We start from the raw sequence: 21684 nt of genomic DNA on the forward strand, positions 1-21684 counted from the left end.
GGCAATAAAAAACCCGGAAATTCCGGGTTTTTTATTGTCTGCGATTTGGCTTTTTACACGTTTCGAGCCTTGGCTTCAGCTGCTTTCGCCGCACGCAAACGGCGAACCTCTTTTGGATCGGCCAGCAATGGACGGTAAATCTCGATGCGCTCCCCTGCCTGAACCAGCCGCGAATCCGGGTCAGCAACCACTTTGCCAAAAATGCCCAATGGACACTCCGCCAGATTCAGCTCAGGAAACTCGCTACCAATACCCGATGCAAGCACCGCAGCCCGCACCGTTGCGCCGTCATTTACGCTAACCGAGCGCAATATCTGACGATCCACGGCCGCGTATACCACCTCTATCTCGATCACAGGGTCAACCATGCATCTGCTTGGCGCGCTGGCAGAACGCGTCCACCAGCGTATTGGCGGCCTGATTGAACAGTGGACCCAACGTCGCGCGCACCAGTGGCCCGGCGTAATCAAACGACAGATCCAGGCTGATCTTGCAGGCTTTCTCGTTCAATACCTTGAACACCCAGACGCCGTGCAACTGGTTGAACGGCCCTTCTTCCAGGTTCATCTCGATCGACTGCCCCGGCACCAGCGTATTGCGCGTCACAAAATGCTGACTGAGACCGCCCTTGGCCACGCCAACGCTGGCGCGCATATGCTCCGGCGAACTTTCCAGCACTTCAGCGGCTGAGCACCACGGCAAAAATTCCGGGTAACGCGCCACGTCGTTGACCAGGTCGTAGAGGAATTGCGCCGGGTACGGCAGCAATGCCGATCGTTGAATATGTGTCGTCATGTGAGCGTTACTTCCAGAGCTGAGCGGCAAACACTACAAGAATGCCGATGGGCGCCACGTAGCGCATCAAGAACAAAGACAGAGCGAACAGTGCCGGGTTGCGGATCGACAACTCGTCGCGTACCGCTTCACGCCCCATAACCCATCCGGCAAACAGCACGAAACACAGGCCACCGAGCGGCAACATGATCCGCGAGGTGAAGAAATCGATCACGCCAAAGAAGTCCAGACCGCTCTGCGCACCCCATTGGTAGAGATGGAACATCCCGCCTTCGTTCACGAAAAATTTGGCTTCCTTCCAGATATTGAAGGAGAACACTGTTCCCAGACCAACGAACCAGCAGATGAACGCCAGCCAGAAAGTAACCCAGGCGCGGCTGACTTTCGTGCGCTCAACCAGATAGGCAACCATTGGTTCCAGCAGGGAGATTGCCGAACTCCAGGCTGCAATCGCCACCAGCACAAAGAACACCACACCCATCAACTGACCGAAAGCCACATTACCAAAGGCAAATGGCAGGCTGACGAACATCAGCCCAGGCCCTTCGCTTGGATTCAGGCCTCCGGCGAACACGATCGGGAACAGGGCAAGGCCGGCAACCAGCGACACGAAGGTATCGAGCAGTGCCACGCCGACAACTGTACCGGACAACGAAGAGGTCTTTGGCATGTAAGCGCCGTAGATCATGATCGAACCGACACCGACGCTCAGCGAGAAGAACGCGTGGCCCATCGCTGGCAGCAAGCCGTCGAGGACTTTTTCCGGGTGGAAGTCGAACATGAAATGCACGCCTTCCATGAAATGCCCGGTGGTCATGCTGTAACCCAGCAAGACCAGGATCATCACGAACAGCAGCGGCATCATGATGCGCAAGCTGCGCTCAAGCCCGGCGACCACGCCTTTGGCGATCACATAGGCTGACAGCAGCATGAAAATCGTGTGCCAAAGTGTCAGGCGCCATGGATTGGAGATGACATTGCCGAAATAAGCGCCGACCTGATCGGCCGTCGCGCCCTGGAAATCGCCGCGCCCCATGTCGACGATGTAGTCCAGCGACCAGCCGCCGACCACACTATAGAAAGACAGGATCAGCAAGGCCGTGATCATCCCGGCAAACGCCCCCCACGACCACTTGCCCGAATGTCCCGCTTCCAGCGCCAGCACCTTCAAGGCGTTCGCCGGACTTTGCCGGGCGCGCCGGCCGATCAGGGTTTCAGCGAGCATGACCGGGATGCCGATCAGCGCGATACACGCCAGAAACATCAGCACGAAGGCACCGCCGCCGTAGACCCCGACCATGTAGGGGAACTTCCAGATACTACCCAGTCCCACGGCCGAACCGGTCGCGGCGAGTATGAATACCCAGCGGCTAGCCCAACTGCCGTGGACAGAAACCTTGTCTGTCGACATCGTTTATCACGCCCAAGCGTTAGAAAAAGAGGCCGCATTGTCCGGGATTCACTCAACCTGCTCAAGCACGCAGCATCACCGTAGCCGACAGCCGTTTATCTCCATATAATGCCGCCCCTATGGCTAAACAGAAGAAACACCCAACAGGGACCATCGCGCAGAACAAAAAGGCGCGACACGATTACTTCATCGAGCATAAGTTCGAGGCTGGTCTGGTCCTGGCCGGCTGGGAAGTAAAAAGTCTGCGGGCAAGCAAGCTACAGCTGGTCGACAGCTATGTCCTGCTCAAGGATGGCGAAGCATGGTTGCTCGGCAGCCACATCACGCCTCTGATGACCGCAAGTACCCACGTCATCGCTGACCCGGTGCGCACACGCAAATTGCTGCTCAACCGCCGCGAGCTGGAAAAGCTTGCAGCGATGGTGCAGCAAAAGGGTTACGCCTGCGTCTGCCTCTCCTGGTACTGGAGCAAGCACATGGTCAAGTGCGAAATTGCTCTGGGCAAGGGCAAGAAGGAGTACGACAAGCGTGACACCGAGCGCGAGCGCGACGCAGGTCGTGAGCTGCAGCGTGCGGTGCGCAACAAGGGCAAGGAAGACTAACTTCTTCTGCCTTTAGAGCGTATTCGCGAGCAAGCTCGATCCCACCTTGGAAAGCATTTCAAATGTGGGAGCGAGCCTGCTCGCGAAAGCTATTGCAGCATCAACACAGAAATAACTGATCACATCCCCTTGCGCCGCTCCGCCCGAGCCATGCGCTGAACTTCCTGCCGCACCTCTTCCAGCACCTCCTGCACATACAAAATATGTCGGCTGGAGACTTCCCGCGCCTGCTCCGCACGACCTTCGATAATCGCCAGATACAATTCCCGATGCTGCGTGATCAGCATGTCGCGCGTTTCCGTGCGCTGCTTGTACATGCCGCCGATGTTGGTGACCACGTTGCGCTTGAGCAGATCGAACAGCCCGCGAATAGTGTGCAGCAACACCGCGTTATGGCTGGCTTCGGCAATCGCCAGATGGAATTTCGCATCCGCCGCGCCCTCCTCCGCCCGGCTGACTTCATCGTGACGCGAATAGCAGTCCTGCAGTTCTTCGAACGCTGTGGTCAACCGCTCGCGATCGACATCAGTCGCGCGTAATGCGGCGTAATAGGCGCACGATGCCTCCAGAGTGTGCCGAAATTCCAGTAGATCGCGTTGTGCCTCGGGGTTGCTTTCAAGCAGTTGCAACAGCGGATCGCTGAACGTCGACCCGAGGCTTTCCACCACATAATTGCCGCCGCCCTGGCGACTGACCAGCAGCCCTTTGGCCGCCAGTTTCTGAATCGCTTCACGCAGCGACGGCCGTGATACGCCAAATTGTTCGGCGAGCGTGCGCTCCGCCGGCAGCCGCTCACCGGACTTCAGCGTGCCCTCAAGGATCATCCCCTCAAGTCGCTCGACAATATCGTCAGACAAACGGCGCTGACGTATCTGATCAAACCCCATAACTCATTTCTCCACGATCCCGACCGCTCGCCGGGCTCTCTATTCTGGCCTATCGGCGCCTTGCCGACACCTACCAGACGCCACTTGCCGAAACCGGATCAGTTGCGATCTGCACCGCTTGTTCGACAAAAGTTTTAACGCGGCAAATTGACACACCGACATCAAGGCTTTTACCCTAGCCAACAGCGATTGTAAATTGGTATTACCAATTATCCAAGAACGCTGACAGTGCCTGACCAACAACAATTAGGGGCCACCCCATATGCAAACCTGGCAACAGCTCTACAGCCCGCTCGGCAGTCTCGGCGTGTCCGCACTCGCGGCCGTCATCCCCATCGTGTTCTTCTTCCTCGCATTGGCGGTGTTCCGCCTCAAAGGCCACGTGGCCGGGAGCATCACCCTCGCCCTGTCGATTGCCGTGGCGATCTTCGCGTTCCAGATGCCGGTCGACATGGCCTTCGCCGCCGCCGGGTATGGTTTTGCCTACGGTCTGTGGCCGATTGCCTGGATCATTGTCGCGGCGGTGTTCCTCTACAAACTGACGGTGAAAAGTGGTCAGTTCGAGGTCATCCGCAGTTCGGTGTTATCGATTACTGACGACCAGCGCCTGCAAGTGCTGCTGATCGGTTTCTGCTTCGGCGCATTCCTCGAAGGTGCCGCCGGTTTCGGCGCGCCCGTGGCGATTACTGCCGCACTTCTGGTCGGACTGGGCTTCAACCCGCTGTACGCCGCCGGCCTGTGCCTGATCGCCAACACCGCACCGGTGGCGTTTGGTGCCCTGGGGATTCCGATCATTGTTGCCGGGCAAGTCACCGGCATCGACGCGTTCAAGATCGGCGCCATGACCGGCCGTCAACTGCCACTGCTGTCGCTGTTCGTGCCGTTCTGGCTGGTGTTCATGATGGACGGCTTGCGCGGTGTGCGCGAAACCTGGCCAGCCGCACTGGTGGCGGGCCTGAGCTTCGCCATCACCCAATACTTCACCTCGAACTTCATCGGCCCGGAGCTGCCGGACATCACCTCGGCCCTGGCCAGCCTGATCTCACTGACCCTGTTCCTGAAAGTCTGGCAGCCAAAACGTGCCGCTGGCCAACACATCGCCGGTGCCGTTTCCGCTTCGGTGGTGACCGCCAGCGTCGGCGGTTTCGGTCAGAAGCGCACTACCGTGGCGTCGCCTTACAGCCTCGGGGAAATTTTCAAGGCCTGGTCGCCGTTCCTGATCCTCACCGTGCTGGTGACCATCTGGACACTGAAGCCTTTCAAAGCGATGTTCGCCGCTGGCGGCTCGATGTACAGCTGGGTGTTCAACTTCGCGATCCCGCACCTTGATCAGCTGGTGATCAAAACCGCACCGATCGTGGCTGCTCCAACGGCAATCCCGGCGGTGTTCAAACTTGATCCGATTTCCGCGACCGGCACCGCGATTTTCTTCTCGGCACTGATCTCGATGCTGGTGCTGAAGATCAATTTCAAAACTGGTCTGACCACTTTGAAAGAGACCTTCTATGAACTGCGCTGGCCTATCCTGTCGATCGGCATGGTGTTGGCGTTCGCCTTCGTCACCAACTACTCCGGTATGTCTTCGACCATGGCCCTGGTGCTCGCGGGCACTGGAGCGGCATTCCCGTTCTTCTCGCCGTTCCTCGGCTGGCTCGGCGTGTTCCTCACCGGTTCGGATACTTCGTCCAACGCCCTGTTCAGTTCGCTGCAAGCGACCACCGCCCACCAGATCGGCGTCAGTGACACCCTGCTGGTGGCGGCGAACACCAGCGGCGGCGTAACCGGCAAAATGATCTCGCCACAATCGATCGCCGTGGCCTGCGCCGCGACCGGGCTGGTGGGCAAAGAGTCGGATCTGTTCCGCTTCACCCTCAAGCACAGCCTATTCTTTGCAACGATTGTCGGCTTGATCACCTTGACCCAGGCCTACTGGCTCACCGGCATGCTGGTGCACTAAACCTACAAGAAACACAGACAAAACCGACGCCGGTTCGTGATGCCGGCGTCAGCAATTCACAACCCGGTCTGTAAGGCTGCTGAAAGCAACGCTCTCTATATTCAGCAGCCTCAGCGGACGGATAACCGGGACCACCCGGAGACACGCCTGATGAGCGAGCTTTTTTATAACGCTGTGCCGAACGCGACCCGCGTGGCACCGCCACTGCCCGAACCTCGGCAATACCCCAGCGAGAAACCGTCGCGGGTCTACCTGTTCGGCACGTGCGTGGTCGACCTGTTCTACCCCGAAGCCGGGATGGACGCGATCCACTTGCTGGAGCGCGAAGGGATCCGGGTCGAGTATCCGCAAGGGCAGAGTTGCTGCGGCCAGCCGGCCTACACCTCGGGTTACACCGAGCAGGCACGGACAGTAGCGCGCTCGCAACTGGCGCTGTTTGCCGGGGATTATCCGGTGGTGGTGCCGTCGGGTTCCTGCGCCGGCATGCTGCGCGAGCATTACGCCGACTTGTTCAAGGACGAGCCGGAAACGTTGAAACAGGTTCAGGCCCTCGCGGCCCGCACCTATGAACTGGCTGAATTCCTGCTGTTCGTCTGCAAGGTGCAGCTCAAGGACAGCGGCGAACCGGTCAAAGTCGCGCTGCACACCTCGTGTTCAGCACGCCGCGAAATGAACACCCACCTGCACGGCCGCGAGTTGTTGGCGCAGTTGAGCAACGTGGAACGGGTCAACCATGACCACGAAAGCGAATGCTGTGGCTTCGGCGGAACATTCAGCGTCCGTATGCCAGACATTTCCGGCGCGATGGTGGCTGACAAGACCAAAGCGTTGAAGGATTCCGGGGCGCACAAGGTGTTGAGCGCCGACTGTGGCTGTTTGATGAACATCAACGGCGCATTGGAGAAACAAAAAGAAGCGCTACGCGGGCAACATCTCGCCAGCTTTCTGTGGCAACGAACCGGAGGTGCGCAATGAGCACTTCCGCGATTATTCCTACGGTCGCCGTAGAAGAAGATTTCCGCACACGGGCACACAATGCCTTGGGCGATCAGCAGCTACGGAACAACTTCCGTACTGCCATGGACTCACTGATGGTCAAGCGGGCAGCCGCTTTCAGTGATGCCCACGAAAGAGAACATTTGCGCGCACTGGGCAATTCGATCAAAGCCCGCGCGCTGTCCAAGTTGCCTGACCTGCTCGAGCAACTGGAACAGAACCTGACCCGCAACGGTGTGACAGTGCACTGGGCGGAAACGGTGGACGAGGCCAATGGCATCGTCTTATCGATCATCCGCGCTCACGAGGCGCGGCAAGTGATCAAGGGCAAATCGATGGTCAGCGAAGAGATGGAGATGAACCATTTCCTCGAGGCTCGGGACATTGAATGTCTGGAGTCCGATATGGGGGAATACATCGTCCAGCTCGACCACGAGAAGCCTTCACACATCATTATGCCGGCGATCCACAAGAATGCCGGTCAGGTCGCGTCCTTGTTCCACGACAAACTTGGCGTGGAATACACCAAGGACGTTGACCAACTCATTCAGATCGGTCGCAGAGTCCTGCGGCAGAAATTCTTCGAGGCGGACATCGGCGTCTCCGGTGTCAACTTCGCCGTCGCCGAGACCGGCACCCTGCTGCTGGTGGAAAACGAAGGCAACGGGCGCATGACCACCACCGTGCCGCCGGTGCACATCGCCGTCACCGGTATCGAAAAAGTCGTGGAAAACCTGCGTGACGTGGTGCCGCTGCTGTCACTGTTGACGCGTTCGGCGCTGGGCATTCCGATCACCACTTACGTCAACATGATCTCCGGCCCGCGCAAGGAACACGAACTCGACGGCCCACAGGAAGTGCATCTGGTTTTGCTAGACAACGGTCGCAGCCAGGCTTTCGCCGACAGTGAATTGCGCCAGACCCTGAATTGCATCCGCTGCGGCGCTTGCATGAACCATTGCCCGGTCTATACCCGCGTCGGCGGCCACACCTATGGCGAGGTGTATCCGGGGCCAATCGGCAAAATCATCACCCCGCACATGGTCGGTCTGGCCAAGGTTCCGGATCACCCGAGTGCTTCGTCACTGTGCGGTGCCTGCGGTGAAGTCTGCCCGGTAAAAATTCCTATCCCGGCGATCCTGCGGCGCCTGCGCGAAGAAAACGTCAAAGCTCCTGACAGCCCGAATCAAGTGATGCGCGGTCAGGGCAGCAAGTATTCGCGCAAGGAACGCTTTATCTGGAACGCCTGGGCCAAGCTCAATAGCTCGCCGACGCTGTATCGATTGTTCGGTTTCTTTGCCACGCGCCTGCGTGCGCTGACCCCGAGCAACGTCGGCCCATGGACACAAAACCACAGCGCGCCGAAACCCGCCGCGCGCTCACTGCACGACATGGCCCGCGAGCATCTGGCCAAACAGGGAGACCGCTGATGAGCGCCAAGCACAATATCCTCGGCAAACTGCGGAAAAGTCTGACGGGAACCACACCGATTGCCGACGACTTCGATGTCGATCTGGTGACGCAGCCCTACACCTACAGCGCCGAACAACGCATCCCGCAACTGCGCAAATTGATGGAAGCGGTGCACACCGAAATCCACCTGACCTCGGGCGCAGAATGGCCGGCACTGCTTGCGCAATTGTTGCGCGACCGCCAGTTGCCGAGTCTGTTGATCGCGCCGACGACAGCACACGGGCAGAAAATCACACAGCATTGGGCGAACAATCCTGATCTGCCGACACTGAAATCCTACGACCGGCCGATGGAAGAATGGAAAGCCGAACTGTTCAACGACACCCCGGCCAGCCTCACCGGCACCCTCGGAGCCATCGCTGCCACTGGCAGCCTGATTCTCTGGCCAACCCGCGAAGAACCGCGTTTGATGAGTCTGGTGCCACCGGTGCATTTTGCCCTGCTCAAGGCCAGTGAAATCCGCGACAACTTCTATCAGGTGCAACACGAATTCGAATGGGCGCAAGGCATGCCAACCAACGCATTGCTGGTGTCCGGTCCGTCGAAAACTGCCGACATCGAGCAAGTGCTGGCTTACGGTGCCCACGGCCCGAAAGACCTGGTGGTTCTGATCCTGGAGGACCAATGACGCTTCCAGCGAACTTCCTGCGTGATGCGCAGCAACTGATTCCGGCTGAACGCCGCTTCGACGATCCGTTATCGACTCTGGCCTTTGGCACCGATGCCAGTTTTTATCGGCTGATTCCGCAACTAGTGATCCGCGTCGAGTCTGAAGACGAAGTCGTGGCCCTGCTGAAACTGGCTCAGCGCGACCATGTTCCAGTGACCTTCCGTGCGGCGGGCACCAGTCTGTCGGGTCAGGCGATCAGCGATTCCGTTTTGATCGTGCTTGGGGATAACTGGAACGCCCGGGAGATTCGCGGCCAAGGCATGCAAATCCGCCTGCAACCGGGTGTGATCGGTGCGCAAGCCAACTCATGGCTGGCACCGTTCGGGCGCAAGATTGGCCCGGATCCGGCGTCGATCAACGCTTGCAAGATCGGCGGCATCGTCGCCAACAATGCCAGCGGCATGTGCTGCGGCACCGCGCAAAACACCTATCACACGCTGGCCGGGATTCGCCTGGTGCTGGCCGATGGCACACGTCTGGATACCGAAGACGCTGCAAGCGTCAGGGCATTCCGCGTAAGCCACGGCGATCTGCTTGAACGCTTGGCGACTTTAGGTCGCGAGACCCGCGCCAACGCCGAACTGGCTGCACGAATCCGCCACAAATACCGTCTGAAAAATACCACCGGCCTGTCCCTGAATGCCTTGGTGGATTTCGATGACCCTGTGGATATCTTGAGCCACTTGCTGGTCGGCTCCGAAGGCACGCTCGGCTTTATCAGCGCGGTGACTTACGACACGGTGATCGATCACCCGAACAAGGCCTCGGCGCTGATTGTGTTTCCAGATGTGGAAACCTGCTGCAACGCTGTTACCGTGCTGAAAAGCCAACCGGTGTCTGCAGTTGAGCTGCTGGATCGCCGCAGTCTGCGCTCGGTGCAGGACAAACCGGGCATGCCCGCTTTCGTACAACAGCTGTCGAACAATGCCTGCGCATTGCTGATCGAATCCCGCGCGGCAACTTCCGCACTTCTGCAGGAACAACTGGCGCAAATCATGGCCTCGCTCAGTGGCTTCCCGGTGGAGAAGCAAGTCGACTTCACCGAAGACCCTGCCGAGAACGCCAAGCTCTGGGCAATCCGCAAGGACACCTTCCCTGCCGTTGGCGCCGTGCGTAAAACCGGCACCACAGTGATCATCGAAGACGTGACCTTCCCGGTCGAACAACTGGCCATTGGCGTCAATCGCTTGATCGGGCTGTTCGACAAACATTCCTACGATGAGGCGATCCTTTTCGGACACGCGCTGGAAGGCAATCTGCACTTCGTCTTCACCCAAGGCTTCAACAACCCGGAAGAAGTCGCACGCTATCAAGCGTTCATGGACGACGTCGCGCAACTGGTCGCGGTGGAATTTGGTGGCTCGCTGAAAGCCGAACACGGCACCGGCCGCAACATGGCGCCGTTCGTGGAACTGGAATGGGGCAGCGACGCCTATCAGTTGATGTGGCAACTCAAGCGGCTGCTCGATCCGAACGGCATTCTCAACCCGGACGTGGTGCTCAGCGAAGATCCGCAGATCCACCTCAAACACTTGAAACCGCTGCCGGCGGCCGACGAGATTGTGGATAAGTGCATCGAATGCGGTTTCTGCGAACCGGTCTGCCCATCTAAAGGACTGACCCTGAGTCCGCGCCAGCGCATTGTGATCTGGCGCGATATCCAGGCGAAAAAACGTGCCGGCGTCGACACCACCGAACTGGAGAAAGCCTACGAGTACCAAGGTATCGAAACCTGCGCCGCGACTGGTCTGTGCGCGCAACGTTGCCCCGTAGGGATTAATACCGGTGAGCTGGTGAAAAAGCTGCGTGGCCGACACGCTACGCATCAGAAAACCGCTGACTGGATCGAAGGAAATTTCGCCAAGACACTGCAAGGTGCTCGCTTCACTTTGCATGTGGCCAACGGTGCGCGAATGATGCTTGGCGCACCGCGTCTGGCGAAACTTTCGGCAACCATTACGCGCCTGTCCAAAGGCCAGGTGCCGTTGTGGACGAATGCGATGCCGCAACCCGAAAAAACGATTCGCTTCAGCCCCAGCGTCTCAGACGAACGTCCGCGTGTGGTGTATCTCGCAGCGTGTGTCTCGCGAGTCATGGGTCCGGCGGCGGGTGATAAAGAGCAAATGTCGCTGTACGACAAAACCCGTGGACTGCTGGAAAAGGCCGGTTATCAAGTGGTCTTCCCGGACAATCTGGACAATCTCTGCTGCGGTCAGCCATTCGCTTCCAAGGGCTATGCCGAACAGGCCGAGCACAAGCGCCAAGAGCTGATCAGCGCACTGTTGCACGCCAGTCGCGGCGGACTCGATCCGATCTATTGCGACACCAGTCCGTGCACGTTGCGCCTGGTGCAGGACGTAGGAGAAACCCGTCTGAATCTGTACGACCCGGTGCGCTTCATCCGTACGCATCTTCTCGAACGACTCGACTTCACCCCGCAAGATGCACCGATTGCCGTGCACGTGACCTGCAGCACTCAGCACCTTGGTGAAAGCCAGGCGCTGATTGATCTGGCGCGCAAGTGCAGCAAAACCGTAGTGATTCCGGAAGGGATTCATTGCTGCGGATTTGCCGGCGACAAGGGCTTCACCACACCGGAGTTGAACAGCCATTCGCTGCGCACGCTCAAGGATGCAGTGCAGCATTGCAGCGAGGGGATTTCCACCAGTCGCACGTGTGAAATCGGCCTGACGCAACACGGCGGAATCGATTATCACGGCCTGGTTTATCTGGTCGATCGAGTCACTCAGGCGAAGGCGTGCTGAAGAAAATCAGAACCCTTGCGCGAGACCGCAGTCCACAGAACAGGCCTCGAACACTCGGGGCCGTTCCTTCTTTCGGTGACCGGCACTCAGGGTCAGCGAAGTCTGGATCCCTCAGCGTAAGGAGATACACATGAAACGTTCTGTACTGCTCGGTCTGTTCGTTACTGCCTCGGTGATGGCGTCGACTTCGTTTGCCGCTGATAAGCCAGGCAGCCTGTGCGATGCCAATTTGAATCAAATCGAAAGTGCCAAGTCGCAATATCAGACGTCACCGGAATTGAATGCGCGCGTCTCAGCCAGTGTGAGTAAAGCCCAAGCCCTCAAGGCCCAAGGCAAGACCGACGAATGTCTCGTGGAAACCCAGCAAACCCTTCTGGAAATCCAGAAAAGTACGGGCGACACAAAAAAATGAGCCATGAGCTGACCCGCATTCAGATTGGCGTCATCGGCTCGGAGTTTCGTGCGCAGGCCGTTTCATACCAGATGTAAAAAAAAGCGAATTCTTGTGTGCCGTCGCGGTCGATTGAACAGGCCCGACACAAACGCGGCCTGCCATGACCTCGGCATCGCCGCCAGACCGTCCGGCAGCACCGAGCTCCCATCGCTCAAGGAGATACCCATGAAGCATTCTGCAATTGCTGGATTGTTCATCGCTGGAGCCCTGCTGACGTCGCCGGTGTTTGCGGCAGACAAAGACCTGTGTGCCGGGAATCTTCAAACCATTAAAGACTTCGTGACCAGTCAGCCGTCCCTTCCTGAAAATTCGATGAACAACATCAAGGCGGATCAGGACAAGGCCTTGGCGGCTCAGGCAGCCGGGAATGACAAGGAATGCGTAGAGGTCACCTCGGCCTTGATCACGAAAATGCAGATTCGCAATCCAACCCGTAACTGACACACCATCAGGCCAACCTTCGGGTTGGCCTTGTCCGCCGATTGGCGTACACTGCGCAGGCTTGTTGCTCACCAAGATGTACTGAGCAATGAGTTCGGGGCCGTTTAGGATTCGACGCCGGTTGCGAAACTTTAGGTGCATGCCGACTTGGTAACAGAAGTCGTAAATCCACTGTTGCAACTACTTATAGTTGCCAATGACGACCAATACGGTGTTGCTCTCGCTGCTTAATTGCAGCTGACAATGCTCCTGGTACCTTCGGGTCCAGCAATCATCAGGGGATGTCTGTAAACCCAAAATGATTGTCATATAGAACAGAATCGCCGTGCAGTACGTTGTGGACGAAGCGGCTAAAACTTACACAACTCGCCCAAAGCACCCTGCCCGTCGGGTCGCTGAGGGTTAACTTAATAGACACGGCTACGCATGTAGTACCGACAGCGGAGTACTGGCGGACGGGGGTTCAAATCCCCCCGGCTCCACCACTTCAACATCTAAAGACGTCCACGGACGTCTTTTTTTGTGCCTGAAGCCCAGTAAATACGGGGGGTTTCAGCGCTGCGGGATGCTTTCCAGGTTTTTTGAGTTCCAGGCGGTTTGGTATTCCCAATGGTATTCCCGGCTACCCGGCGCTAATATTGGGAATACCAAAAGGTGTCATGGAGTACTTCTCATGTGCGCTCAAACCACCCGCCTCTCCGACCGCCAGCTCAAGGCGGTCAAACCGAAAGACAAGGATTACGTCCTCACCGATGGCGACGGGCTCCAACTGCGAGTCAGGGTCAATCGCTCGATGCAGTGGAATTTCAACTACCGGCATCCCGTAACCAAGAACCGAATCAACATGGCGCTCGGCTCTTATCCCGAGGTTTCTCTTGCACAAGCCAGGAAGAAAACCGTTGAGGCCAGAGAGCTGCTCGCGCAGGGTATCGACCCCAAAGCTCTACGCAATGAGCTACAGGAAGCCAAACGAGCAGAAACGGAACATACGTTCGAAAACGTGGCCACCGCCTGGTTCGAGTTGAAGAAGGATTCCGTCACGCCAGCGTATGCCGAAGACATTTGGCGCTCCCTCACACTGCATGTTTTTCCGAGCATGAAATCAACGCCTCTCTCGGAAGTCAGCGCCCCAATGGTCATCAAGCTCCTTCGTCCGATTGAGGCCAAAGGCAGCCTCGAGACAGTTAAGCGAGTGAGCCAGCGCCTTAACGAGATCATGACCTACGGGGTCAATTCCGGAATGATCTTTGCCAACCCTCTCAGCGGCATTCGAGCGGTGTTCAAGAAACCCAAGAAAGAGAACATGGCAGCGCTACCACCTGATGAGCTTCCGGAGCTCATGATGGAAATCGCGAATGCCAGCATCAAGCGGACGACCCGTTGCCTGATCGAATGGCAGCTGCACACCATGACCCGCCCTGCCGAAGCGGCGACCACCCGATGGGCAGACATCGATTTCGACAAGCGCATCTGGACCATCCCGCCGGAGCGCATGAAAAAACGTCGGCCGCACACCATCCCGCTGTCCGACCAGGCACTCGCGCTGCTGGAGACACTCAAGTCCCACAGCGGTCACAGGGAATACGTGTTCCCGGCAGATAGAAACCCGCGCACCCACGCTAACAGCCAGACCGCCAATATGGCGTTGAAACGCATGGGCTTCCAGGACCGCTTGGTCAGCCACGGCATGCGCTCAATGGCCAGCACCATCCTGAATGAGCATGGCTGGGATCCCGAGCTGATCGAAGTCGCTCTTGCCCATGTCGACAAAGACGAAGTCCGAAGCGCCTATAACCGTGCGGACTACATTGAGCGAAGACGCCCGATGATGGCCTGGTGGAGTGAGCATATTCAGAAGGCCGCAACGGGTAGCCTGTTGGCATCTGCGATCAATCAAATCAGGGACTCCAACGTCGTGCCGATACGCTAAGGGCTCACCTCACGCGCAGATGGCCGAAAAATGACGTATCAGAGAAAATGGTGACTTTTCTCAAGCTCTCGTTTAGGCATGAATTGCAATCGCCTTTGCGAATACACTGTCGACCTGAAAATGGCCTCAGTGTGATGGCTAGCAACGATCTGTCTGGATATCGACCAATGCCTTTGACCCTACCCCAACTAGAGCGCCACCTGTTTAAGGCCGCTGACATTCTGCGCGGCAAGATGGACGCCTCAGAATTCAAGGAATACATCTTCGGGATGCTATTCCTCAAGCGCTGCTCGGATATGTTTGAGCAACGTCGCGAGGAAGTGATTCGCCTTGAAATGGAAGGTGGTAAAAGCAAGGTTCAGGCGCAGGTCTCTTCCGAGATCTCGCGCTGGTACAAAATAGAGGGCTCGTTCTGGGTGCCTCCGCAGTCACGCTACGAATTCTTGCTCAACGACGCACATCAGAACGTCGGCGACTTCCTGAATAAGGCGCTGACCGGTATCGAGACAGCCAACACCAGCCTGTACGACGTACTCGAACATATCGATTTCACACGCAAGGTCGGCCAGAGCAAGATCTCCGACATCAAGCTGCGCCAGCTCATCACGCACTTTGGTGTGTTCCGCCTGCGCAACGAAGACTTCGAGTTCCCTGACTTGCTGGGTGCTGCTTACGAATACCTGATAGGCGAATTCGCCGATTCGGCGGGCAAAAAAGGTGGCGAGTTCTATACGCCGCGCTCGGTGGTACGGATGATGGTCCGGCTCATCAAACCCGAACTCAAGCACGATATTTACGACCCCTGCTGTGGTTCCGGCGGCATGCTGATCGCTGCAAAGGAATACATCGACGAGCACGGCGAAGATGGCCGCAAGGCGAACCTGTTCGGCCAGGAATTCAACGGCACAGTGTGGTCCATCGCCAAGATGAACATGCTGCTGCACGGCATCAGCAACGCCGATCTGCAAAACGAGGACACCCTAGCCGAGCCCCAGCACGTTGAGGGTGGCGAGTTGAAGCACTTCGACCGCGTGCTCACCAATCCGCCGTTTTCCATCCACTGGGGCAATACCGAAAAGGATGCTGACGGCAAGCCCGCCTGGAAGCCCAAGTTTGAAGCCGAGCGTTTCTCTTATGGCCAGGTGCCGCTGGGCGCCAAGAAGGCCGACATGATGTTCCTGCAACACATGCTGGCCGTCACGCGCGACGGAGGCATGGTGGCCACTGTTCTGCCCCATGGCGTACTGTTCCGGGGTGGTGAGGAAAGAACCATCAGAAAAGGCATCATTGAGGACGACTTGCTCGAAGCTGTCATCGGCGTCGCCCCCAATCTGTTCTACGGCACCGGTATTCCGGCCTGTATTCTGGTACTGCGCCAGCGGGTGCAGAAAGGTGCCAACCGCGTCAGCGGCAAACCCGCCGAGCGACGAGGCAAGGTGTTGTTCATCAACGCCGACCGCGAACTATTCGAAGGCAGGGCCCAGAACTACCTCCTGCCGGAGCACATCGAAAAGATCGTCACCACCTTCGACGAGTTTCGTGCCATCGACGGATTCTCAGCCATCGTCGATGGCGCCATACTTAAGGCGAACGACTACAACCTTAACATTCGCCGCTATGCCGATAACTCCCCACCACCCGAGCCGCATGACGTGCGCGCCCACTTGGTCGGCGGCATCCCAAAGGCCGAGGTGGCCGACAAAGCCGGACTGTTCAGCGCCCATGGCCTGAACCCGATGGACCTGCTGGTTGAGCGTGAGGCCAAGTATCTCGACTTCGCGCCTGTGTTCGACAAACGACAGGCCCTCAAACCGACCATAGAAAGCAATACCGGTCTGGTCGCCAAGGAAGCAGCCATCCGCACCGCCTTTGAGGAATGGTGGAAAGCCCACAGCGAACGCATCACGGCACTGTCCGGGCAAATGGACAATGCAGCCAGCCTGGTAGCTTTGCGCAACGACCTGTTGGCCAGTTTCAGCCAAAGCCTGGAGGCCATCGGTCTGCTCGACCCCTTCCAGGTGCGCGGCATCGTTGCTGGCTTCTGGTACCAGACCAAGTACGACTTCCTCACCCTGATGGCGCGCGGAGCCAAGGGCGTGGCCGATGCCTGGCGCACTAGCATCGTCACCGCGCTGGAAGACAAAGCCAGCAAAGAGAGACCGCTGGAGCACAAGCTCGTCAAGTTTCTGATGAGTGATTTCGTGGGGGCTATCACCGAGCTGGCAGCCAAGAAGGCCGAGCTGGACAGCCAGATCAAGGCCGCAAGCCCCAAGGATGCCGACACCGAGGACGGCGAAGCCGTCGAGGCAGCAGAAGACGGTGCCGACGAAGAAAACGTCGTGGACGAGGCCCAACTCAAGGCCTGGAAAAAGGAACTCACTGCTGTCAAGAAGCAGCTCAAAGCCAAGAACGACAGCTTCAAGCAGCACATTGACGCCGCCGTTGAGGGGCTGACGCCGGAAGCCGCCGCTGAGCTCCTGCTGACCATCCTGCACAACGACATGCAAGCCATTGTCGAGCGCTACATGGCCGCGCAGCGCAAGCAGATCGTGGCCGCATTTGAAAACTGGTGGGACAAGTATCGGGTGACTCTGACCGAAATTGAGGGCAAGCGGGACGAAGCCACAAAAGCGCTTCAGGGGTTCTTGAAGGAGTTGCGGTATGTCTGAACCTTGGAAATCAACAACGATCCGGCAGTGCCTCGTTGAATCATTCGCCGGAGAGTGGGGCAGCGATCCGAAGCCAGGCAACGCAAAGGTCCTTCGAGCAACGGATATTGATGACGATGGACACGTAGTTGGTCCAGGTGCGGTTCGTCAATTGCCCATTGGGAAGCTGACTTCAAAGCGACTGTTAGACGGCGACATCCTCCTTGAAGGATCTGGCGGTGGGCCCGGAAAACCCGTGGGTCGAGTCGCCTACTTTAAAGCCAACGACCACTATGAAGTGGCAGTCTGTTCCAACTTCTTCAAGACACTGCGCCCAAAACGTAGTGAAGTCGAACCACGTTTTCTGCTGCGTAAGCTTGCCTGGTTCTATAAACAACCGGCTTTGCTGACTTTCCAACAGCAAACTACGGGAATCATCAATCTGAAATTCGAGGAATATCTTTCAGCACAGATTGAAATCCCTGAAGCCATTATCGAACAGGAGAAACTTGCTCAAGTCCTGGACACCCTCGACACCACCATCCATGAAACCGAGGCCATCATCGGCAAGCTCAAGGCCGTCAAGCAGGGTCTGCTGGACGACCTGCTGACGCGCGGCGTCGACGCCAACGGCGAACTGCGCCTGCCATACGCCGAGGCGCCGCATCTCTACAAGGAGTCGCCGTTGGGGTGGATTCCGAAGGAGTGGGATGTCGTCACGCTTGAGTCGGTATCCAAGCTGGTCACCAGCGGGTCGCGCGATTGGGCGCGCTTCTATGCTGACAGCGGTGCGCTATTCGTGCGCATTGGTAACTTGACGCGAGAGCACATCAACTTCCGCTACGAATCGACAATCTATGTACGCCCACCTCGAAATGCGGACGGGCAGCGGACACGGCTAGAATCCGGCGACATCCTAATTTCTATCACGGCAGACCTGGGTATCATCGGGGTCGTTCCAGATGGATTGAGCGAGGCGTACATCAACCAGCACATTGCTCTCGTACGCCCCGACCTCGATGTTGTTGATTCGCGATTCGTTGGCCATTATCTGGCCGGACCAATTGCACAAACCTACCTTAGCAAGCTGAACGATGGGGGCGCAAAAGCGGGCCTCAACCTACCAACGATCCGGGGTTTAGTAACGACAAAGCCGCATCGTGCCGAACAGAATATGATTGCCACACGCCTGGATGAAATCGACAACCGCATACAGAATGCGATGACCGAGTCTGCCAAGCTGCAACACCTCAAGGATGGCCTTATGGACGACCTTCTCACCGGCCGAGTTCGCGTCACATCACTATTGTCCGATGCCCTAAACCATGAAGGGAACGCCTGATGGGATGGGAGCTCGATGATGTCGAAACACCATTCGTTGCCCAGTTACAGGCACTTGGTTGGACCTATAAGGCTAGCAGTCTCGACGATCCGGCAATCACCGGCCGAAGCAGTTTTACTGAGGTGATACAAGAGGGATTGCTGCGCGAGCAACTACGCGCGTTGAACCCAGGTGCGAATGATGCGCCTTGGCTGGACGATGCGCGACTGTCGGAAGTCGTGGCAGCTATCACACGGCTGGGAACGCACAAGCTCATAGAGGCCAATGAGAAAGCCACTGGGCTCCTGATCAAAGGCCTGACTGTGGAAGGGTTGCCGGGCTGGGACGGCGGACGGGGCCAGACGATTCGCTACATCGACTGGGATACCCCCGCCAACAACCGCTTCACGGTGATCAACCAATACCGCGTCGATTGCCCGCCTGGCTTCAATAGTGGCAAGGCCTTCATCGTTCCTGACCTGGTGCTACTGGTGAACGGCATCCCGCTGGTGGTAGTGGAATGCAAGAGCCCGTCCATCCCTGAGCCGCTGACCGAGGCGGTGGACCAACTGCGGCGCTACACCAATCAGCGCAAAGCTGCGCTTGAGGTGGACGACAATGAGGGCAACGAGGCGCTATTTGCCACCAACCAGCTGCTGGTGGCAACCAGTTATGACGAGGCGCGCGTGGGGTGCGTGGGTGCAGCCTTTGAGCATTATGCTCAGTGGAAGACGGTGGTCGGCCCTGATGGCGCAGGTAGCGAGATGGAGGTGGCTCAGGCGTTAGGCAAGGCGGCTCTATCCGAGCAAGAGCGCTTGATCGCCGGATTGCTTTCGCCTTCGCATCTACTGGATGTTGTGAAGAACTTCATGTTGTTCATGCAGACAGGCGGCCAGACCATCAAAACGGTATGCCGCTACCAGCAGTACCGGGCAGTAAACAGGGCAATTGCCCGCCTCAAGACCGGACAGACGCGGCTGCAGCACGGCGAACACGACAAGCGCGGCGGTATCATTTGGCACACTCAGGGCTCCGGTAAAAGCCTGACAATGGTGTTCCTGATTCGCAAGATGCGCATGGACGCGCGACTACGTCGCTTCAAGGTAGTCGTCGTCACGGACCGCAAAGACTTGCAGGGCCAGTTATCCGCGACCGCCACGCTGACCGGCGAAGTGGTGGACGTAGCAGAGAGCACTGCGGGCATAAAAGCGCTGGCACGGCGGAAGGGCCCGGGGCTGATCTTTGCCACGATCCAGAAATACCGTGACCCAGATAGCGCCGGTGATGCGCCGCTGACAGCGGACGATTTACCGAAAGTGGAAGAGTCCAAGGCCATATACAAGGCTGAAGAAAAATTTGAGGTACTGAACGAAGACGACAGCATCCTAGTGCTGGTGGACGAGGCGCACCGCACCCAGGCTGGCGACCTGCAAGCCAACCTGCTGGCGGGCCTGCCCAACTGCGCGCGCATCGGCTTTACCGGGACTCCAATCATTATGGGTGACAAGAAGCGCACCCATGAAATCTTTGGCGAGTTCATTGACCGCTACACCATCAAGGAAGCCGAGGCCGACGGCGCGACGGTCCCGGTGCTCTACGAGGGCCGCACTGCCAACGGAGCGATCAAGGACGGCGCCAGCCTGGACGAACTGTTCGAAGACCTGTTCCGCCAGCACTCCCCGGAAGAGCTGGAGGCGATCAAGAAAAAGTACGCCACTAAAGGCCACATCTTTGATGCCCCGGCGCTGATCGCCGACAAGGCCCGCGACATCATTCGTCACTACGTGACCAACATCCTGCCCAACGGCTACAAGGCGCAGGTGGTGGCGTACAGTCGGTTGGCGGCGATTCGTTATTTTGAAGCGCTACGGTCAGCCCGCGATGAGTTATTGGCCGAGGCGCAGGTGCTCTCGCCCAACGACAAGGCCCTGGATGACGAGGCCCTGTGCCAGCGCCCCTTGAGCGTGCAGGCGGTGGTGCAGGCCTGGCGGTACCGCGACATACTGGCGCGCATTGAATTCGCGCCCATCATTTCGGGCAGCAACAATGACGACCCTGCGTGGAAGCAATGGACAGACGGTGCGGCGCATGAGCAACTGACCAAGCGCTTCAAGAAGCCGCTGTTCAATGGCAAGCCGGAGAAGACCGACCCGCTGGCCTTCCTTGTCGTGAAGTCGATGCTGCTCACCGGCTTTGATGCGCCGATCGAAGGTGTGATGTACCTCGACCGTCCGATCCGCGAGGCGGAGTTGCTGCAGGCGATTGCCCGCGTCAACCGTACCGGCTTCGGCAAGCGCTGCGGCATCGTGGTGGACTACTACGGCGTGGCACAGCATTTGAAGGAGGCGCTGGCGGCCTACGCTGATGAGGACGTGGACGGTGCGCTGGCCAGCCTAAAGGACGAAGTGCCGGTGCTGCGCGACAGGCACCTCCGTGTGGTGGACCTGTTCCGCCAGCACGGTATAGAGTCGCTGGACGACACTGAAGCCTGCGTTGAAGCATTGGGCAGCGAGAAGTTGCGCGCCGAGTTCGTCGTCAAGCTCAAGGCTTTCTTGGGGTCACTGGACACGGTGCTGCCGCGACCGGAGGGGTTGCCTTATTCCGGAGACGCCAAGCGCCTGGCGTACATCCATGCCCGCGCCCGCAATCGCTACAAGGACACGCCGGTACTGGGTAAGGATGTGGGTGCCAAGGTTCGTAAGCTGATCGACGACCATGTGATCTCGCTGGGCATCGACCCAAAGATCCCGCCGATTCAGCTGACCGATGCGGAGTTCGATACACACCTTGCGCGTGCCGTAAACGACCGCGCCAAGGCTTCCGAGATGGAGCACGCGATTCGCTCGCACATCCGTAAGCACACCGATGAAGACCCGGTGCTGTACCGCAAGCTCTCCGAGCACTTGAACGACATTCTCAAAACACTAGGTGAAAAGTGGAACGAGGTGATCTCGCAACTGCAGAAGATTATCGACGAATTGCGCACTGGCAAGGTGGGAAGTGCCGATACGCCGAGCGACTTGCCCGAACACTACGCGCCGTTCCTCCGCACAGTCCTTGATGTCGTTTGTGTTGGCCAGACGCCAACTGCAGCCGAGTTGCTGCGCCTGAAGGATGTGACGGTTGAGCTGGTCGAATCTCTGGCTCAGGAACTGCAGAGCAACCGCAATATCTGGAGTCCGCACAAACGCGCCGCACAGGACGAGCTGAACGGCCAGTTATTCGACCAGCTAATGCGCCTTCGTCCGCCTCTGGTGGATGCGGACAAAGCCGGGGTGCTGGCCGACAAGCTGATGGAGCAGGCCCGCGCCAACCACGACAAGCTGGTGTAGGT

Annotated in this window: 16 protein-coding genes and 1 other RNA gene; 13 read left to right on the forward strand and 4 right to left on the reverse strand. The window is 58.1% G+C overall.

Annotated elements, in window-relative coordinates:
- Window positions 1-53: 53 nt before the first annotated feature.
- The 3 genes from ACOYXJ_RS05400 to ACOYXJ_RS05410 are packed head-to-tail and all read right to left on the reverse strand — an operon-like array spanning window position 54 to window position 2206.
- Window positions 54-368, reverse strand: coding sequence for an RnfH family protein (locus ACOYXJ_RS05400; RefSeq protein ID WP_460368280.1), 315 nt, complete (start codon window positions 366-368; stop codon window positions 54-56).
- Window positions 361-795 (reverse strand): type II toxin-antitoxin system RatA family toxin, encoded by a 435-nt coding sequence (locus ACOYXJ_RS05405; RefSeq protein ID WP_008088301.1) that lies wholly within the window; start codon window positions 793-795, stop codon window positions 361-363. The genes ACOYXJ_RS05400 and ACOYXJ_RS05405 overlap by 8 nt, the downstream gene beginning before the upstream one ends.
- Before the next feature lie 7 nt (window positions 796-802).
- Window positions 803-2206 (reverse strand): sodium-dependent transporter, encoded by a 1404-nt coding sequence (locus tag ACOYXJ_RS05410; RefSeq protein WP_110718996.1) that lies wholly within the window; start codon window positions 2204-2206, stop codon window positions 803-805.
- Between the two features lie 119 nt (window positions 2207-2325).
- Here ACOYXJ_RS05410 and smpB point away from each other — a divergent pair, with 119 nt between their 5' ends.
- Window positions 2326-2808 (forward strand): SsrA-binding protein SmpB, encoded by a 483-nt coding sequence (gene smpB, locus ACOYXJ_RS05415; RefSeq protein ID WP_008088297.1) that lies wholly within the window; start codon window positions 2326-2328, stop codon window positions 2806-2808.
- 119 nt (window positions 2809-2927) lie between these two features.
- On the opposite strand, the gene ACOYXJ_RS05420 is transcribed toward smpB, so the two are convergent.
- Complete coding sequence (locus tag ACOYXJ_RS05420) at window positions 2928-3695, reverse strand: FCD domain-containing protein (RefSeq protein ID WP_150792304.1); 768 nt, start codon at window positions 3693-3695, stop codon at window positions 2928-2930.
- Between the two features lie 262 nt (window positions 3696-3957).
- Between ACOYXJ_RS05420 and ACOYXJ_RS05425 the strand changes: the two genes are divergently transcribed.
- The 12 genes from ACOYXJ_RS05425 to ACOYXJ_RS05480 all read left to right on the forward strand — a co-directional run bounded on the left by ACOYXJ_RS05425 (window position 3958) and on the right by ACOYXJ_RS05480 (window position 21682).
- Window positions 3958-5652 (forward strand): lactate permease LctP family transporter, encoded by a 1695-nt coding sequence (locus ACOYXJ_RS05425; RefSeq protein WP_460368283.1) that lies wholly within the window; start codon window positions 3958-3960, stop codon window positions 5650-5652.
- A gap of 150 nt (window positions 5653-5802) precedes the next feature.
- A complete protein-coding gene (locus ACOYXJ_RS05430) occupies window positions 5803-6627 on the forward strand; it encodes a (Fe-S)-binding protein (RefSeq protein WP_007915202.1) in 825 nt (274 codons plus the stop codon).
- Window positions 6624-8078 carry a LutB/LldF family L-lactate oxidation iron-sulfur protein gene (locus ACOYXJ_RS05435; RefSeq protein ID WP_093435718.1) on the forward strand — a complete coding sequence of 485 codons (1455 nt, stop codon included), beginning with the start codon at window positions 6624-6626 and terminating at the stop codon, window positions 8076-8078. Before ACOYXJ_RS05430 ends, ACOYXJ_RS05435 begins: the two co-directional genes overlap by 4 nt.
- Entirely contained in the window at window positions 8078-8749 is a 672-nt protein-coding gene (locus ACOYXJ_RS05440) for a LutC/YkgG family protein (RefSeq protein WP_460368286.1), read from the forward strand. The genes ACOYXJ_RS05435 and ACOYXJ_RS05440 overlap by 1 nt, the downstream gene beginning before the upstream one ends.
- Window positions 8746-11556 carry an FAD-binding and (Fe-S)-binding domain-containing protein gene (locus tag ACOYXJ_RS05445; RefSeq protein WP_460368288.1) on the forward strand — a complete coding sequence of 937 codons (2811 nt, stop codon included), beginning with the start codon at window positions 8746-8748 and terminating at the stop codon, window positions 11554-11556. The genes ACOYXJ_RS05440 and ACOYXJ_RS05445 overlap by 4 nt, the downstream gene beginning before the upstream one ends.
- A 130-nt stretch (window positions 11557-11686) precedes the next feature.
- Entirely contained in the window at window positions 11687-11968 is a 282-nt protein-coding gene (locus ACOYXJ_RS05450; RefSeq protein ID WP_016986518.1) for a BAR domain-containing protein, read from the forward strand.
- A 207-nt stretch (window positions 11969-12175) separates the two neighbouring features.
- On the forward strand, window positions 12176-12451 hold the full coding sequence (locus tag ACOYXJ_RS05455) for a hypothetical protein (protein ID WP_150792300.1): 276 nt from the start codon (window positions 12176-12178) through the stop codon (window positions 12449-12451).
- A gap of 96 nt (window positions 12452-12547) precedes the next feature.
- Window positions 12548-12936: a transfer-messenger RNA gene (gene ssrA / locus ACOYXJ_RS05460) on the forward strand.
- A 188-nt stretch (window positions 12937-13124) separates the two neighbouring features.
- Complete coding sequence (locus ACOYXJ_RS05465; RefSeq protein ID WP_460368290.1) at window positions 13125-14381, forward strand: integrase domain-containing protein; 1257 nt, start codon at window positions 13125-13127, stop codon at window positions 14379-14381.
- Window positions 14382-14548: 167 nt separating this feature from the next.
- Complete coding sequence (locus tag ACOYXJ_RS05470) at window positions 14549-17050, forward strand: N-6 DNA methylase (protein WP_460368292.1); 2502 nt, start codon at window positions 14549-14551, stop codon at window positions 17048-17050.
- The gene (locus tag ACOYXJ_RS05475; protein ID WP_460368294.1) at window positions 17043-18371 is read left to right on the forward strand and encodes a restriction endonuclease subunit S; all 1329 of its coding nucleotides are present in this window, start codon (window positions 17043-17045) and stop codon (window positions 18369-18371) included. Before ACOYXJ_RS05470 ends, ACOYXJ_RS05475 begins: the two co-directional genes overlap by 8 nt.
- Entirely contained in the window at window positions 18371-21682 is a 3312-nt protein-coding gene (locus tag ACOYXJ_RS05480; RefSeq protein WP_460368296.1) for a type I restriction endonuclease subunit R, read from the forward strand. The genes ACOYXJ_RS05475 and ACOYXJ_RS05480 overlap by 1 nt, the downstream gene beginning before the upstream one ends.
- The last annotated feature ends 2 nt before the right edge of the window (window positions 21683-21684 follow it).

Source organism: Pseudomonas sp. Tul2A7 (assembly GCF_054790505.1).